Raw genomic sequence first — 14136 nt, 5'->3', positions numbered from 1 at the left:
ATAAAAAGGGGCGAAAGCCCCTTTTTTTATGGTCAGAACCGTCTTATTCCTCTTTCTGAGACTGACGGGCGTAAACCACCAGACGCAGATGGCGATCCTCATCGATGGTTAGCGAAGTATGTTCGAAAACTTCAGCCTTGCCGTCGATCATCAGTTGCCGCACGCCGCTACATGGGGCGTGTATTTCATGCTGCCGCCACCACGTTTTGAAATCTGGCGATACTCGCTCGAGCTCGTCCACCAGTTCATGAATGTCTGCTTCCTGCGTCGCACGTGCGAAATCGCGGCGAAAACTCGACAGCATCTGCGGAGCCTGTTGCTCCCAGCCGATGAATCGCTCATGCAGTAACGGGTTGGTGAACAAGAGCCAGAGCAGATTACGTCTTTCGGAAGGATGGGCATCGAAGCTGAAAAGCTGATTTGCCGGTTCATTGAAGGTCAACACATCCCAGCGCAGGTTGAGGATATAGGCCGGATGCGGAGCCAGATCGTGCATTAGACGCCGTACCAGCGGTGGCACGACGCACCACGTCTTACCCGGTTCGGCCGGCGGTCGCTCATGCGCCAGCAGGAACAGATGGCGACGTTCAGCGGCATCGAGTTTTAGCACCCGTGCCAGGCTGTCCAGAAATGCTGCCGACACACCGATATCGCGTCCCTGTTCGAGCCAGGTGTACCACGTCAGGCCAACGCCAGCCAATGCCGCCACTTCTTCGCGTCTTAACCCCGGCGTGCGCCGTCTTCCTCCGCTAGGCAAGCCCACGTCGGCGGGTGACACCCGTTCACGGCGCGCGCGCAAAAATTCAGCCAGATCATGGCGAGTTCTTTCCAATGTTCGCATCGTTTACCGCATTGCTTTTAGTAATAGCATAAATGGTTAAATTGTAATTGTTTAAAAAGGATTTGAGAATGGCGGCGTCATTATTTTCGATACGCAACTTCTCGATATGCAAGGAGACACAAGATGAACTCAAATTATCGCGCGTCGGCATTGCCTGCGCCAGCCGTCAACAGCCCGCCGTGGCTTGGCCTCTCTGTGCTGCTGATAGCCGGTTTTGTCACGATCTTCGACCTGTTCGTGGTCAATGTCGCTATTCCCAGCATGCAGGTCGATCTGGGTGCTAGCTTCGCGCAAGTCGGTTTCATCGTAGCGGGTTATGAACTGGCTTTCGGCGTACTGCTGATTACGGGTGGGCGGCTGGGGGATGTATTTGGTCGACGCCGCCTGTTTGTGGTGGGCATGGCCGGGTTTACGCTTGCCTCTGCGCTGTGTGGTTTAGCGCCCAGTGCGGGGTTTCTGATCGGTGCTCGCATCTTACAGGGACTGGCGGCCGCTTTACTGTTTCCACAGGTTTATGCCTCTATCCGCGTCAATTTCGACGGTGACGATAGCCGCCGTGCCTTCGGTCTGCTGGGCATGACGCTAGGGCTCGCCGCTATCGCGGGTCAGATACTGGGAGGATGGCTGGTGCATGCCAATCTGTTTGGGTTGGGCTGGCGCAGTATCTTTCTTATCAATGTACCGATTGGCCTGCTTGCTATCGCCGCGGCACGATTTATCCCTGAGTCTCGGACGCCGCAGCGCCCTTCGCTGGACTGGATGGGTGTGGCGTTGATCAGCGTTGGGCTGACGCTGCTGCTGGTGCCGCTGATTGAAGGGCCGGGACAAGGGTGGCCAGAATGGAGCCTGTGGATGTTGACCACAGCAACGCTCTTGTTAGCGATGTTTTACCGTCAGCAGGAACGTCGACAGCGAGCGGGGCATCTTCCGCTGGTGGATATGCGTCTGCTCGTACAGCGCCGTTTCCTGCTGGGTGTGTTGCTGGTGCTGCTGGTGTATTCCACATCCAGCTCATTTTTCCTGTGTTTTGCTTTGCTGGTGCAAACAGGGCTGGGACTTGATCCTTTCCTTGCCGGAAGTATTTTCGCGCCGTGCAGCGTGGGTTTTGTTCTGGCATCGCTGGCTGCACCTCGTCTGGTTGCTCGCTGGGGTACGGTTGCTATCGTCGTGGGGGCGCTGGTTTATGCTGTCTCGATCGGCCTGCTGATTATGCAGGTGCAGCTAGCGGGGGCCGATCTGGTGGCTGTTCGGCTGATCCCTGTGTTGGTGGTGGTAGGGGCAGGTCAGGGCTTCATCATGACGCCGCTGTTAAATCTGGTGTTGGGATTTGTGGATGAGGCTCAGGCGGGTATGGCATCGGGCGTGATCTCGACGGTTCAGCAGGTTGGGGCGGCGTTGGGTGTGGCCGTGGTGGGCATCCTGTTTGGTACTGCACTGGCGACAGGCGATGACACAGTTGCACAAGCGGGCCAATACGTTTCAGCCTTTGTGGCGGGAATGCTCTACAACCTGATTGCTGCGCTGCTGGTCTGCATCCTGTTGCTGATGCTGGTGAGAACGCAGCGGTCATTCGGTTGATGGGCAGGCACACACACGAATTTTCGATGGATGATGCGAAATCCTGATCGCAGGGGCGATAGCGTCGCTGTTTTCGGGAGAAGGCGGCGTATTTCTGGTTTTTACTGGGAGTCGTATTTTGACCACCCGCACCAGAAATAGACGAAGAAGGTTGAAAGAAATGGAATATGTCACTCATACTGCCTACATGACGTCGTTCAATGCCAGCTTTAACAAGGAAATCAATCATGGCTGAAGAAACCATCTTTAGTAAAATCATCCGCCGGGAAATCCCTGCCGATATCGTGTATCAAGATGAACTGGTCACCGCCTTCCGTGACATTGCTCCTCGCACACCCACTCACATCCTGATTATCCCGAATGTCTTGATCCCTACCGTTAACGATACTGCGCCGGAGCATGAAGCGGCACTGGGACGGATGGTGACGGTTGCGGGCAAAATTGCGCAGCAGGAAGGTATTGCCGAGGACGGCTATCGCCTGATCATTAACTGCAACCGACACGGCGGGCAGGAAGTCTATCACATCCACATGCATCTGCTTGGTGGCCGCGCATTAGGGCCTTTACTGGCAAACTAGATCCTATAGAACCAGATTCGATGGTCATGGGTAGACTATCGTGCGAGAAAACCATCATGCGAGAACATCATGCGTAACCCGATGCTTTTTCTATCCGCGTGTTTGATCGCCGGACTGCTGGCGGGCTGTAGCGCGCCAAAGGTGCTGACCATCAATGAACGGCAAACGCTGGTATTGGATGCACCCGTGCTGTCGGCGGGCATTACGGCGGGGAATCCGTCGCTGGATTCAGAAAAGGGTCGGCTGCGTGCTTCTTCCGTCGTCAGCAACGACGCCTCACAGGCGGTGACCGTACATTACCGTTTCTATTGGTATGATGAAAATGGGCTGGATGTGCTGCCGTTCGAAGACGTGCAGTCCATTGAACTCCCGCCACAGACGGAAATGACGGTGTTTTCAACGCGCAGTAGTCCCACTGCGCGCCAGGTTCGCCTTCATCTGTTTTTGTAATGGTGTGCAGAGAGAGAAAATATGAAAAAGTATCTAGGTGTGATACTGGCGGCATTGGTACTGACAGGGTGCCCCAGCCGCCCACCGGAACCGACTGAGCCGCCAGCGACGATTGAGCCCGTTGAGCCTCAAGTGCCAACCACGCCAACGCTACCGCCGGGTGAATCTGTACCGCAACCGCCGAAAATCCAGACGTTGAACTGGGAAGCCAGCATTAATCCGCTGGTGGCGCAGATGCTACAAGCCGATGGCGTCACGCCGGGCAGTATCCTGCTGGTGGATAGTGTGAAAAACAACACTAACGGTTCATTGCCGATTGCGAAAGCGACAGGCGCACTGTACAGCGCGTTATCTTCAGGCAAAGCGTTTACGCTGGTGCCGCGTGAGCAGTTGGCCGCCGCGAAACAAACGCTGGGTTTGTCGGTTGATGACAGTTTAGGGTCGCGCAGCAAGGCGATTGGCCTGGCGCGTTATGTCAGCGCACAGTATGTGCTGTATAGCGACGTCAGCGGTGATGTGAAATCGCCACAGATCGACATGCAACTGATGCTGGTGCAGACCGGTGAAATTGTATGGTCAGGCAATGGCGCCGTTCAGCATTAAGCAGGCAGGTATCCAGCAACAGCTGACGGCGGCGATCCAGAAGCATTTCCCCGCTGTAGAGATAGCGGATATTCGCTTTGAGCTGGTTGGTGGGCTAAGTAGTAAAAGCTGGCGTATTCGTGGCCCGGGTATCGAATGGCTTGCTCGTCGGCAGTCGCCAACCGAGCGGAAGATGGGCGTCGATCGCCAGCGAGAGTTCTCCCTGCTGCGGCGGATGTCCGCGATAGGGCTTGCGCCACGGCCGCTGCTGTGGCGCGACGACTGGCTGATTGTCGAGTGGGTGCCGGGGCGCATTGCCACATCTGATGAGTTCCTGATGATGTTGGCTAATGGCGAAGTGGCGCGTGTCTTGTCTCGGCTTCATCGCCTGCCGCGTTGCGGCCATCCTCTCGATATCAAAATGCTATTCGCTCAACACTGGCAACTGATGGATCCGCACCGCCGTTCACCCGCGCTACTGCGCTCCCATCATTATTTTCAGCGAGCGCCATTGCCCACGCCTTTGGCGCTGGCGCCTCTCCATCTGGATGTGCATGCTGAAAACCTGCTAATCACGCCACAAGGAACGATGCTGATTGACTGGGAATATGCCTCAGATGGCGATATTGCCTTTGAACTGGCGTTTATTGTGCGAGCCAGCCAGATGGACAGTATGGCGCAAAGGTATTTTCTGCAGAGCTACCAGAGGCATCGGCGAGGGTTTTCCGTGAACCGCCTTCAGCAACAGATGAGGCAGTGGTTCCCTTGGGTCGATTATCTGGTATTGATGTGGTTCGAGATACGCTGGCAGCAAACGAAGAACCCCGAATTTTTAGCGGACATTCCCGCGATCTATCATCGGCTACAATTGGGTCATCGGCTACAGCCAGACTGATGGTATAGCTTTTGTTGTCGTGGTCATTTTACTCAGCAGTACACTTTAAAGAATGAGGTTTTTGTGGGTCCGGTAATGTTAGATGTCGCCAGCTATGAGCTGGATGCGGAAGATCGTGAAGTGTTGGAACACCCGCTGGTTGGCGGCGTTATTCTGTTTACCCGCAATTTTCATGATGCGGCGCAACTGCGTGAACTGGTGCGCCAAATCCGCGCGGCGTCGCGTGAACGTCTTGTGGTTTCCGTCGATCAGGAAGGCGGGCGCGTTCAGCGTTTTCGTGATGGATTTACTCGCCTGCCTGCCGCACAGGCCTTCGCGGCGTTAAATAGCGAATCAGACGCTCTGCGTCTGGCGGAAGAGGGCGGCTGGCTGATGGCGGCAGAAATGATCTCGATGGATATCGACATTAGCTTTGCCCCTGTATTGGATATTGGCCACCAAAGCGCTGCGATTGGCGAGCGCTCATTTCATGCCAATCCAGAGACCGCGCTGGCGGTGGCACAAAGCTTTATTCGCGGCATGCACAGTGCGGGAATGAAGGTGACAGGTAAGCACTTCCCCGGTCATGGGGCGGTTAGCGCCGATTCACATAAAGAAACGCCGCGCGATCCGCGTCCACTTGCGGAGATTCGCGCACACGACATGCTGATTTTTAAAGCGCTGATCCAGCGTCAACAGTTGGATGCGATCATGCCTGCCCATGTGATTTATACGGAGGCCGATCCGCGTCCGGCAAGTGGGTCGCCCTATTGGCTCAAAACGGTGTTGCGTGAAGAACTGGGTTTTGATGGCATTATTTTCTCCGACGATCTCTCGATGGAAGGTGCGGCGGTGATGGGCAGTTACCCCGAGCGGGCGCAGGCGGCATTGCAGGCGGGATGTGACATGATTCTGGTCTGCAATCATCGGGAAGGTGCGGTCAGCGTGCTGGATAACCTGTCCCCGGTCAAAGCGGAGCAACTGACGCGCTTATATCATCAGGGTTCGTTTTCTCGTCGGGAACTGCTGGATTCGCCGCGCTGGAAGCTGGTTAATCAAGCGCTCACATCACTCAGCGAGCGCTGGCAGGCGCATATACACTAAATAATTCGAGTTGCGTGAAGGCGGCAACTGCGCGAATCCCCAGGAGCTTACTTAGGTAAGTGACTGGGGTGAGTAAGGGAAGCCAACGCACAAGCAGCTTGAAGTATGACGGGTATAAAAATGGCGAGAAATAGGCAACCCAGTCAGTGGTGAGGATGAAAGATGATTATCTATTTACACGGTTTTGACTCAACCAGTCCCGGTAACCATGAAAAGGTCTTACAGCTTCAGTTTATTGATGAAGATGTACGGCTGATTAGCTACAGCACGCTGCATCCGCGTCATGACATGCAACATCTGCTAAAGCAGGTGGACAAGATGATTCAGCATTCTGACGACGATCGTCCGCTGATCTGCGGCGTGGGATTGGGGGGGTTCTGGGCAGAACGGGTCGGTTTCCTGTGTGACATACGGCAAGTCATCGTCAATCCTAACCTGTTCCCGCAGGAAAACATGGGCGGGAAAATCGATCGCCCGGAAGAGTATGTAGATATCGCCACCAAGTGCGTGGCGAATTTTCGTGAAAAGAATCGCGATCGCTGCATGGTGATGCTTTCCCGTCATGATGAAATGCTCGACAGCCAGCGCAGTGCGCAGATGTTGGGAGCGTATTACGAGATTGTCTGGGACGACATTCAGACGCATAAATTCAAAAGTATCTCCCCCCATTTGCAGCGGATCAAAGCCTTCAAAACGCTGGGTTAAGCCACTTTAGCGATAATATGTTAATCGCTGCTCATCATTCCTTCTGATGCCCTCGTTTGGGGGATTGGGAGGAATAACGCGATTTATTTACTTTTCTTAGTGCGTGCCGTGAGGCATTTGCACACGATTCAGCATTTTTTCTTCACACCGACTTCCGCTAATTCACTGAAATAAAGATGGAATTTTTTCGGTAAAAACCTGGGTGACAAAATAAATTGATATATATCAATTTTGGTATGACCAAATAACCTAGCGTGCTATTCTTGCTGCATATATCAGGCTTAACTTACGCGAACCCTATGTTATATAAGGATATTATTTTTTACTCTTTATTAACCATTGGTTCACATTTTAGGGGGTCATTTTGACATCACCAACCAAAAAAATTGTCATTGTCGGCGGGGGAGCTGGCGGACTTGAACTTGCTACAAGTTTGGGCCACAAGTTAGGACGCAAGAAAAAAGCAGAGATCACGCTGGTGGATCGTAACCATAGCCACCTGTGGAAACCGCTGCTGCATGAAGTAGCAACCGGCTCGCTGGACGACGACATGGATGCGCTAAGCTATCTGGCGCACGCCCGTAATCACTATTTCCAGTTCCAACTGGGCATGCTGACGGATATCGACCGCGAGCAGCAGCAGATCCAACTGGCCGAAGTGTGTGACGAGCAAGGCGACGTTCTGGTTGCGGCGCGTCGTATCCCGTATGACATTTTGGTGGTGGCGTTAGGCAGTGCCTCAAATGACTTCGGTACGCCGGGCGTGAAAGATCACTGTATTTTCCTGGATAACCCGAAACAGGCCCGTCGTTTCCATAATGAAATGCTGAATTTGTTCCTGAAATTCACGGCGAATCAGGATGAAAAAGAGCGGGTGAATATCGCGATTGTGGGCGGCGGTGCGACGGGGGTTGAACTGTCTGCGGAACTGCATAACGCGGTGAAACAGTTGCACAGTTACGGCTTTGACGGGCTTGATAACCAAACGCTGAACGTCACGCTGGTGGAAGCGGGTGAGCGTATTTTACCTGCGCTGCCGCCGCGTATTTCCGCGGCAGCACATCAGGAACTGAACAATATTGGCGTCCGTGTGCTGACAAAAACCATGGTGACCAGCGCGGAAAGTGGCGGCCTGAATACGAAGGACGGTGAATTTATTGAAGCCGACCTGATGGTTTGGGCAGCAGGGATTAAAGCACCGGATGCGATGAAAGAGATTGCTGGTCTGGAAACAAACCGGATTAACCAACTGGTGGTTGAACCGACGCTACAGACGACGCGCGATCCCAACATTTTCGCTATCGGTGACTGTGCCTCCTGCCCGCAGGAAGGCGGTGGCTTCGTGCCACCACGCGCGCAAGCGGCGCACCAGATGGCGTCTCGCTGCCACAGTAACATCATTGCGTTGCTGAACGGACAGACGCTGAAACCATACGTCTATAAAGATCACGGTTCTCTGGTCTCGCTGTCTAAATTCAGTACAGTGGGTAGCCTGATGGGGAACCTGATGCGGGGATCGGTGATGGTAGAAGGGCGGATTGCGCGTTTCGTTTACATCTCCCTGTATCGTATGCACCAGGTTGCTCTGCATGGCTATGTGAAAACGGGTCTGATGATGCTGGTCGGTGGGATCAACCGGGTGATTCGCCCGCGCCTCAAATTGCATTAATCCACAACGGCTGACATCCTTCTGATACGGGCGTGAACGTGAGTTTGCGCCCGTATTGTTTTTCTCATCGGCCTGCTTTGGTTCTCTCGAAAAAACGTGCCTCCCCATCAGTACGTTCACAAGACTTTGTCCCTTAGCCGTACCTCTATTCGCCGTGTTACTGAGTCCCTGAAATAACAGTATAAAATATCGTCCTATTAGCAATTCCAGTTAAGATAATTCCCAAATGACGCTTTTATGTTACGAATCTGACACTTTTGGTTAATTAGTCTTATTGCGAGAGTGTGAAACATTGTGCAGACTTTCCACTGTTTACAGATGGCGTAGCACGCACGTCGAAAATTCTGAATGCTGATATTCAGAAGGAACCATCGGACTCATCGCGTTAAACGCGAGCTGGCGTAAAGCAAATCTTACGACGGGGTTGCAGATGGGGAATGCGTGAGAATAGATTCGGGAGGTATCCTGTGAACAAATCAATGTTAGCGGGTGTAGGTATTGGTGTGGCTGCTGCATTGGGTGTGGCGGCGGTGGCGAGTATGGACGTGTTCTCCTCTAAACCTCAGTTTGCACAGGTGCTAACGGCAACACCGATTAAAGAGACGGTCAAAACGCCTCGTCAGGAGTGCCGTAACGTAAACGTGACGCATCGTCGTCCGGTACAGGATGAAAACCAGATTGCTGGCTCGGTGCTGGGTGCTGTCGCGGGTGGTGTGCTGGGGCACCAGATTGGTGGCGGACGCGGTAAAGATATCGCGACGGTAGCGGGTGCACTGGCGGGCGGTTATGCCGGTAACCGCGTACAAAGCGGTATGCAGGAAAATGATACGTACACGACACAGCAGCAGCGTTGTCAGACGGTGTACGACAAATCACAAAAAGTTTTGGGTTATGATGTCACCTATAAAATCGGCGACCAGCAGGGTAAAATCCGCATGGATCGCGATCCTGGCACACAAATTCCAGTGGACAGGAACGGTCAGTTGATTCTGAATCAGCAGAGTTGATTTACCCTACGTCTACGTTTTTGCGCTGACACCATCTCTAAAAACCGCGAGACGCCTGAATAAGGTGCTCGCGGTTTTTTTCATTATCCTATTTTGTTGTTTTCGATCCGCGTCATGCTCAGGGATAACAGCAGGGCGACAGCGGTACATCCACCTGCGAGCCAAAGCGTTGTGATTAGCCCTGAGCTATCTACGACTTGGCCACCAGTCCATGACCCGAGCGCGATGCCAATATTGAAAACGCCAACATACAGTGCGGCGGCAATTTCTACGGCGTGGGGTGCCGCCTTCATCATCCATGTCATCAACCCGACGGACACACCGCCGTAGGCCAGCCCCCAGGCCAGCAGCGTCACGCCGCCACCGATGTGTGAGGCACCGATGGTCAGGAACAATATCGGGGTCAACAGCAGCCCCAGTGCGATCGCCATCAAGGCCAGTGCGGTGCGCTTTGCTGCGATGAGGCCCGCCAGAAAATTGCCGACGATACCAGCAATGCCATAAGCGAACAGCAGTGCGCCAATCCATCGCGCCTCAAATCCTGATACCGAGAGCAGAAGCGGGCGCACGAAGGTAAAGGCCATGAAGTGTCCGGCGACCAGTAGCAGCGTCAGAATCAATCCGACTTGTAACTTACGGTTGGTTAGCTGTTTGGCGAACTGATGTATGGTGACTGAATGGGCAACGGGCAACGCAGGTATGACCGCGAGGTGGAGCATCAGTACCAGCCCGCTAAACATAGCCATGCCGCCGAAAGCCCAGCGCCACCCGACGACATCACCGATCAGTGCGCCGAACGGTACACCCAGTACGGAAGCCGCTGCGACGCCGCCAAAGATAATCGATGTTGCCAGTCCGATGGCGTGCTCGGGAACAAGTCGGGCAGCCAGACCGCCGGCAATCGCCCAGATGCCGCCCATGCAAAAACCCACCAGCACGCGCGCAGCCAGCATCCAACCTATATTCGGTGCCAGTGCCGAGGCGATGTTGGCGATAACCAGTAGTGTCAACAGCCCACACAGAATTCGGCGTCTATCTATGCCGCCGGACACGATCACCACCAGCGGGGCAAACAGCGCAGCCAGCAGGGCGGGCAGGGAGATCATTGAGCCTGCAGTTCCGGTAGAGGTATGCAACGTATCGGCAATCGGGTTCAGCAGGCCGACCGGAAGCATTTCCGTCGTGACCACAGAGAAGGTTGCAAGGCCGACGGCGACGACGGCCAGCCAGAGATGCTGTGCAGGCCCGTTCATCGGGATAGATGAAGACGTATTCATAGTTCAGTCCTTAATCGGGGGAAGAGCGTGATGTCACCGTCAGGCGGCATTGGCAAGCGAAGCGGCGTTTGCCCGCAGACGCAGATAGCCCCACAGCGCGACCAGCAGCACCAACGCGCCAGCGCACAGTGCCACGGTGAACCCAACCCGCGCGCCTCCGTTATCAACAACGTGACCTGATACCGCTGCGCCTAGCGCTACGCCGATATTCAGCCCTGCCAGCAGCCAGGTCATGCCTTCGGTTAGACGGTGCTCGGGCACCAGACGCTCGACCAGCGACATCGCCACGATCATGGTCGGGGCGAAGAATAGTCCGGCGATCAGGACGGCCATTGCCAGTGCGGGAATGCTGCCAACGAATAGCAGAGGGAGCGTGGTGATTGCCGTAGCCAAACCGCCCAGCAACAACAGGCGGTGTAGTGCGGTTCGCAGCTTGAGAGCGCCGAACAGCAGTCCGGCCAGACAGGAACCTACGGCATACGCTGACAAGACCAGACTGGCCGCCACTGGCTGACCACGCTGGGCGGCGAAGGCTACGCTGACGATATCTACGGTGCCCACGATGATGCCCATCGCGACCATCAACAGCGTCAGCAGGCGTATGTTGGCCTGTTTGAACACCGAACCGGAACGATCGGTGCTGGTACTCATTGCTGCCACAGTTGGCTCGGTGCTGCGTTGTGTCACCAGCGCAAACACCCCGATAGCCAGCAAGAGCGCTGCCGCCAGCGGGCCAGCCTGTGGAAAAACGGCGACGGACAGCCCGACAGCCAGAGGTGGTCCGGCGATAAAGGTGACTTCATCGAGCACGGTTTCCAGCGAGTAGGCGGTTTGCAGGCGGGGATCTCCCCGATAGATCGCCGTCCAGCGCGCGCGCACCATCGCCGATAGACTGGGCATGAAACCGACCAGCAAGGCACCGATGAATAAGGTCCACTCCGGTGCCTGTAACCAGGAACAGGCAAGCAGAAGCAGCATGCCGATCGCGCTGACGGCGGTTGCGATGGGCAACACGCGGCTTTGCCCGTAACGATCGACCAGACGGGAGATCTGCGGTGACAGCAGTGCGTAGGTCAGGACGAAGGTGGCAGAGACTGCGCCAGCCAGCGCATAGCTGCCGTGCAGTTGCGACAACAGGGTGATAATGCCGATGCCTGTCATGGGCAGCGGCATCCGCGCCAACAGGCCAGCCAGCGCAAAGCCTTTTGTGCCGGGCGCAGAGAAAAGCTCGCGATATGGGTTAACCATCTTGTTCTCCAAAGTGAATCCGCTTGCCACCACATCGCGGCACAGCGACAATACATACAAGGCGTATGAATAAAAGCATATATTCATACGGGGTGAATGTAAATAATCATACTATGTGTATGTAAAGGAGTGTCGATGGTTCGTCGTACCCGTGCTGAAATGGAAGAAACCCGTGCTACGCTGCTGGCGACCGCCCGTAAGGTCTTCAGCGAACGCGGTTATGCGGATACCTCAATGGACGATCTTACCGCGCAGGCGAGCCTGACCCGTGGGGCGCTTTATCACCACTTTGGTGATAAAAAGGGGTTGCTCGCGGCAGTGGTGGAACAGATCGATGCCGAGATGGATGAACGACTGCAAGTCATTTCCGATACCGCCGAGGATGCTTGGGACGGTTTTCGCCGTCGTTGCCGTGCCTATCTGGAAATGGCGCTGGAACCGGAGATTCAGCGGATTGTGCTGCGCGATGCCCGTGCCGTGCTGGGGGGGGCCTCACCGGATTCACAGCGCCATTGCGTTGAGTCGATGCAGCGGCTGATCGATAACCTTATCCGGCAAGGTGTAGTGGCTGAAGCCGAACCACAGGCGCTGGCGTTCTTAATCTACGGCAGTCTGGCCGAAGCGGCATTCTGGATTGCGGACGGAGAGGATGGTAATGCGCGGCTGACACAAGGTGTTGCCGCGCTGGAATTGCTGCTACGGGGGCTGTTAGTCAAGCCACACTAGTTAATCAAAAATAAATAACACGATGGCCTGACGAGACGCATAGCTTACGTCTCGTCTTTGGCTTAACGGCGAAAGATAATCTCTGCCCAGCGCGCCAGTCCGGCGGTAACAGAACCAAAATCATTACCGCTGGCGATAGGAATATCGGGAAGCAATTGCTGAATGGCCTGACGCAATAGGGGAGAGCGTGCGCTACCGCCGGTCAGATAAATGACTTCCGGGCGGGTTTGGCTGGTTTCTAACGCCAGCGTTACCTGCTGCTGAATGCGAGTCAGTGGATTATCGATGGCGGCGTTGAGTTCATCCGCATGAATGCACGTTGCCAGACCTGATTCAATAAAGTGCAAATCGGCCGTCGTCTCGGACTGATGGGACAGGGCAATCTTGCTCTCTTCCGCCAGTTGGATAAGACGGTAGCTCAGGCGCTGTTGCCACACGGTCAGCAGCCTTTTCACCAGCTCGGGCTGGCGGGCATCGCGGATCATTTCGTTGATTAACGCGCGGCTGGCGGTGCTATGGAACTCTTTTTGCGCCGGAATATCGTTAATCGCGACGGCATTCCACCAGGTCATGATCGGCAGAGCGATGCCTTTTTCTGATTCGCTATTCATGCCAAGCAGCGGCATGAGCTGTTTGAACGCGAGCATGATGTCCAGATCGTTACCGCCAACGCGGCAGCCGCTGTGCCCTAACAAACTTTGCGCGCGTTCGTGCTGCTTATGCCACTCTGGCCCCATCAGCAGCATGGAGCAGTCGGTGGTTCCGCCGCCGATATCCACGACCAGCACGCGTGTCTCTTTCGTCAATGTCGATTCGAAATCTAGCCCGGCGGCGACGGGTTCAAACTGAAAGACAACGTCTTCAAATCCGGCACGGTGTGCCGCACGATCTAAAATCCCTTGCGCCTGCTGGTTGGCTTCTTCGCCCCCGATGCTCTGGAAGTTAATCGGGCGACCGATAACGGCTTGACGAATAGGCTGGTCAAGCTGGCTTTCTGCCTGCTTGCGGATATGCAGCATCATGGCGCAAACCAGATCTTCAAACAGCGCGATTTGCTGCGCTTTCAGCCCGACAGCTCCGAGGAAAGATTTCGGCGATTTAACGAACCACGTCTCTTCCGGGTCATCCATATAGTGGCGTAACGCCTCGCGCCCGAACTTCACGCTATCGGGCTGTACGCGAATATCTTCCTCGCGGTTATAGCTGATGGCACGTTTGAGCAACAGCGCGTTCTCGCCCTCAGCGCTGACCTGATGGTGCCGCCATAACCACTCGCTCACGGCTTCACGCACGGGCGCGCACAGCAGAGAAGAAAGATAAGGAGAATCCTTTTCCAGCGACAGGAGCCGTGGTGTACCTGAATCCATCACTGCCACGGAACAGTTCGCCGTGCCGTAGTCAAAACCGATAAACATCGTCGTGCCCCATGCCATAAAAATTTCCGGGAAAAACGTTTAACGTCGCACCGGCGACGGCCCGGAAGGGAGGCCGCCAGAA

The 14136-nt window shown here is 55.0% G+C and carries 14 protein-coding genes; 10 read left to right on the top strand and 4 right to left on the bottom strand.

Annotated elements, in window-relative coordinates; all coding sequences use genetic code 11:
- Nucleotides 1–43: 43 nt before the first annotated feature.
- Entirely contained in the window at nt 44–841 is a 798-nt protein-coding gene (locus tag I2D83_RS13305) for a helix-turn-helix transcriptional regulator (protein WP_205946684.1), read from the bottom strand.
- Nucleotides 842–964: 123 nt separating this feature from the next.
- Here I2D83_RS13305 and I2D83_RS13300 point away from each other — a divergent pair, with 123 nt between their 5' ends.
- From I2D83_RS13300 to I2D83_RS13260, 9 genes are all read left to right on the top strand, one after another.
- On the top strand, nt 965–2419 hold the full coding sequence (locus tag I2D83_RS13300; RefSeq protein ID WP_205946683.1) for an MFS transporter: 1455 nt from the start codon (nt 965–967) through the stop codon (nt 2417–2419).
- 227 nt (nt 2420–2646) lie between these two features.
- Entirely contained in the window at nt 2647–2997 is a 351-nt protein-coding gene (gene hinT, locus I2D83_RS13295) for a purine nucleoside phosphoramidase (protein WP_010276226.1), read from the top strand.
- A 69-nt stretch (nt 2998–3066) separates the two neighbouring features.
- Nucleotides 3067–3447 (top strand): YcfL family putative periplasmic lipoprotein, encoded by a 381-nt coding sequence (locus I2D83_RS13290; protein ID WP_181828800.1) that lies wholly within the window; start codon nt 3067–3069, stop codon nt 3445–3447.
- 21 nt (nt 3448–3468) lie between these two features.
- A complete protein-coding gene (gene lpoB, locus I2D83_RS13285; RefSeq protein ID WP_015840701.1) occupies nt 3469–4050 on the top strand; it encodes a penicillin-binding protein activator LpoB in 582 nt (193 codons plus the stop codon).
- Nucleotides 4031–4924 carry a thiamine kinase gene (thiK, locus tag I2D83_RS13280; RefSeq protein WP_205948187.1) on the top strand — a complete coding sequence of 298 codons (894 nt, stop codon included), beginning with the start codon at nt 4031–4033 and terminating at the stop codon, nt 4922–4924. The genes lpoB and thiK overlap by 20 nt, the downstream gene beginning before the upstream one ends.
- A gap of 63 nt (nt 4925–4987) precedes the next feature.
- On the top strand, nt 4988–6007 hold the full coding sequence (nagZ, locus tag I2D83_RS13275; protein WP_205946682.1) for a beta-N-acetylhexosaminidase: 1020 nt from the start codon (nt 4988–4990) through the stop codon (nt 6005–6007).
- A 162-nt stretch (nt 6008–6169) separates the two neighbouring features.
- Nucleotides 6170–6712, top strand: coding sequence for an alpha/beta hydrolase YcfP (gene ycfP / locus I2D83_RS13270; protein WP_015840698.1), 543 nt, complete (start codon nt 6170–6172; stop codon nt 6710–6712).
- Nucleotides 6713–7076: 364 nt separating this feature from the next.
- Nucleotides 7077–8381, top strand: a complete 1305-nt coding sequence (locus I2D83_RS13265; RefSeq protein WP_180777881.1) for an NAD(P)/FAD-dependent oxidoreductase — start codon at nt 7077–7079, stop codon at nt 8379–8381.
- 467 nt (nt 8382–8848) lie between these two features.
- Nucleotides 8849–9388, top strand: a complete 540-nt coding sequence (locus I2D83_RS13260; protein WP_039505960.1) for a glycine zipper 2TM domain-containing protein — start codon at nt 8849–8851, stop codon at nt 9386–9388.
- Between the two features lie 83 nt (nt 9389–9471).
- Here the strand turns inward: I2D83_RS13260 and I2D83_RS13255 are convergent, their stop codons facing one another.
- Entirely contained in the window at nt 9472–10665 is a 1194-nt protein-coding gene (locus tag I2D83_RS13255; RefSeq protein WP_205946681.1) for an MFS transporter, read from the bottom strand.
- A gap of 39 nt (nt 10666–10704) precedes the next feature.
- A complete protein-coding gene (locus I2D83_RS13250; protein WP_205946680.1) occupies nt 10705–11913 on the bottom strand; it encodes an MFS transporter in 1209 nt (402 codons plus the stop codon).
- A 135-nt stretch (nt 11914–12048) separates the two neighbouring features.
- On the opposite strand from I2D83_RS13250, the gene I2D83_RS13245 reads away from it, so the two are divergent.
- Nucleotides 12049–12639, top strand: a complete 591-nt coding sequence (locus I2D83_RS13245; RefSeq protein ID WP_205946679.1) for a TetR/AcrR family transcriptional regulator — start codon at nt 12049–12051, stop codon at nt 12637–12639.
- Between the two features lie 62 nt (nt 12640–12701).
- Here I2D83_RS13245 and yegD read toward each other — a convergent pair whose 3' ends face one another.
- Nucleotides 12702–14054 carry a molecular chaperone gene (gene yegD, locus I2D83_RS13240; protein WP_205948186.1) on the bottom strand — a complete coding sequence of 451 codons (1353 nt, stop codon included), beginning with the start codon at nt 14052–14054 and terminating at the stop codon, nt 12702–12704.
- Between the last annotated feature and the right edge of the window lie 82 nt (nt 14055–14136).

It is taken from the genome of Pectobacterium aroidearum, from assembly GCF_015689195.1.
Lineage (GTDB): Bacteria > Pseudomonadota > Gammaproteobacteria > Enterobacterales > Enterobacteriaceae > Pectobacterium > Pectobacterium aroidearum.
This window is presented reverse-complemented; position numbering and strand designations above follow the sequence as displayed.

What these genes read in the sequence shown, in the direction of transcription:
- lpoB (WP_015840701.1), top strand. Translation starts at nt 3,469, where the DNA reads ATGAAAAAGTATCTAGGTGTGATACTGGCGGCATTGGTACTGACAGGG.
- ycfP (WP_015840698.1), top strand. Translation starts at nt 6,170, where the DNA reads ATGATTATCTATTTACACGGTTTTGACTCAACCAGTCCCGGTAACCAT.
- I2D83_RS13300 (WP_205946683.1), top strand. Translation starts at nt 965, where the DNA reads ATGAACTCAAATTATCGCGCGTCGGCATTGCCTGCGCCAGCCGTCAAC.
- I2D83_RS13250 (WP_205946680.1), bottom strand. Translation starts at nt 11,913, where the DNA reads ATGGTTAACCCATATCGCGAGCTTTTCTCTGCGCCCGGCACAAAAGGC.
- thiK (WP_205948187.1), top strand. Translation starts at nt 4,031, where the DNA reads ATGGCGCCGTTCAGCATTAAGCAGGCAGGTATCCAGCAACAGCTGACG.
- yegD (WP_205948186.1), bottom strand. Translation starts at nt 14,054, where the DNA reads ATGTTTATCGGTTTTGACTACGGCACGGCGAACTGTTCCGTGGCAGTG.
- I2D83_RS13255 (WP_205946681.1), bottom strand. Translation starts at nt 10,665, where the DNA reads ATGAATACGTCTTCATCTATCCCGATGAACGGGCCTGCACAGCATCTC.
- I2D83_RS13245 (WP_205946679.1), top strand. Translation starts at nt 12,049, where the DNA reads ATGGTTCGTCGTACCCGTGCTGAAATGGAAGAAACCCGTGCTACGCTG.
- hinT (WP_010276226.1), top strand. Translation starts at nt 2,647, where the DNA reads ATGGCTGAAGAAACCATCTTTAGTAAAATCATCCGCCGGGAAATCCCT.
- I2D83_RS13305 (WP_205946684.1), bottom strand. Translation starts at nt 841, where the DNA reads ATGCGAACATTGGAAAGAACTCGCCATGATCTGGCTGAATTTTTGCGC.
- I2D83_RS13290 (WP_181828800.1), top strand. Translation starts at nt 3,067, where the DNA reads ATGCGTAACCCGATGCTTTTTCTATCCGCGTGTTTGATCGCCGGACTG.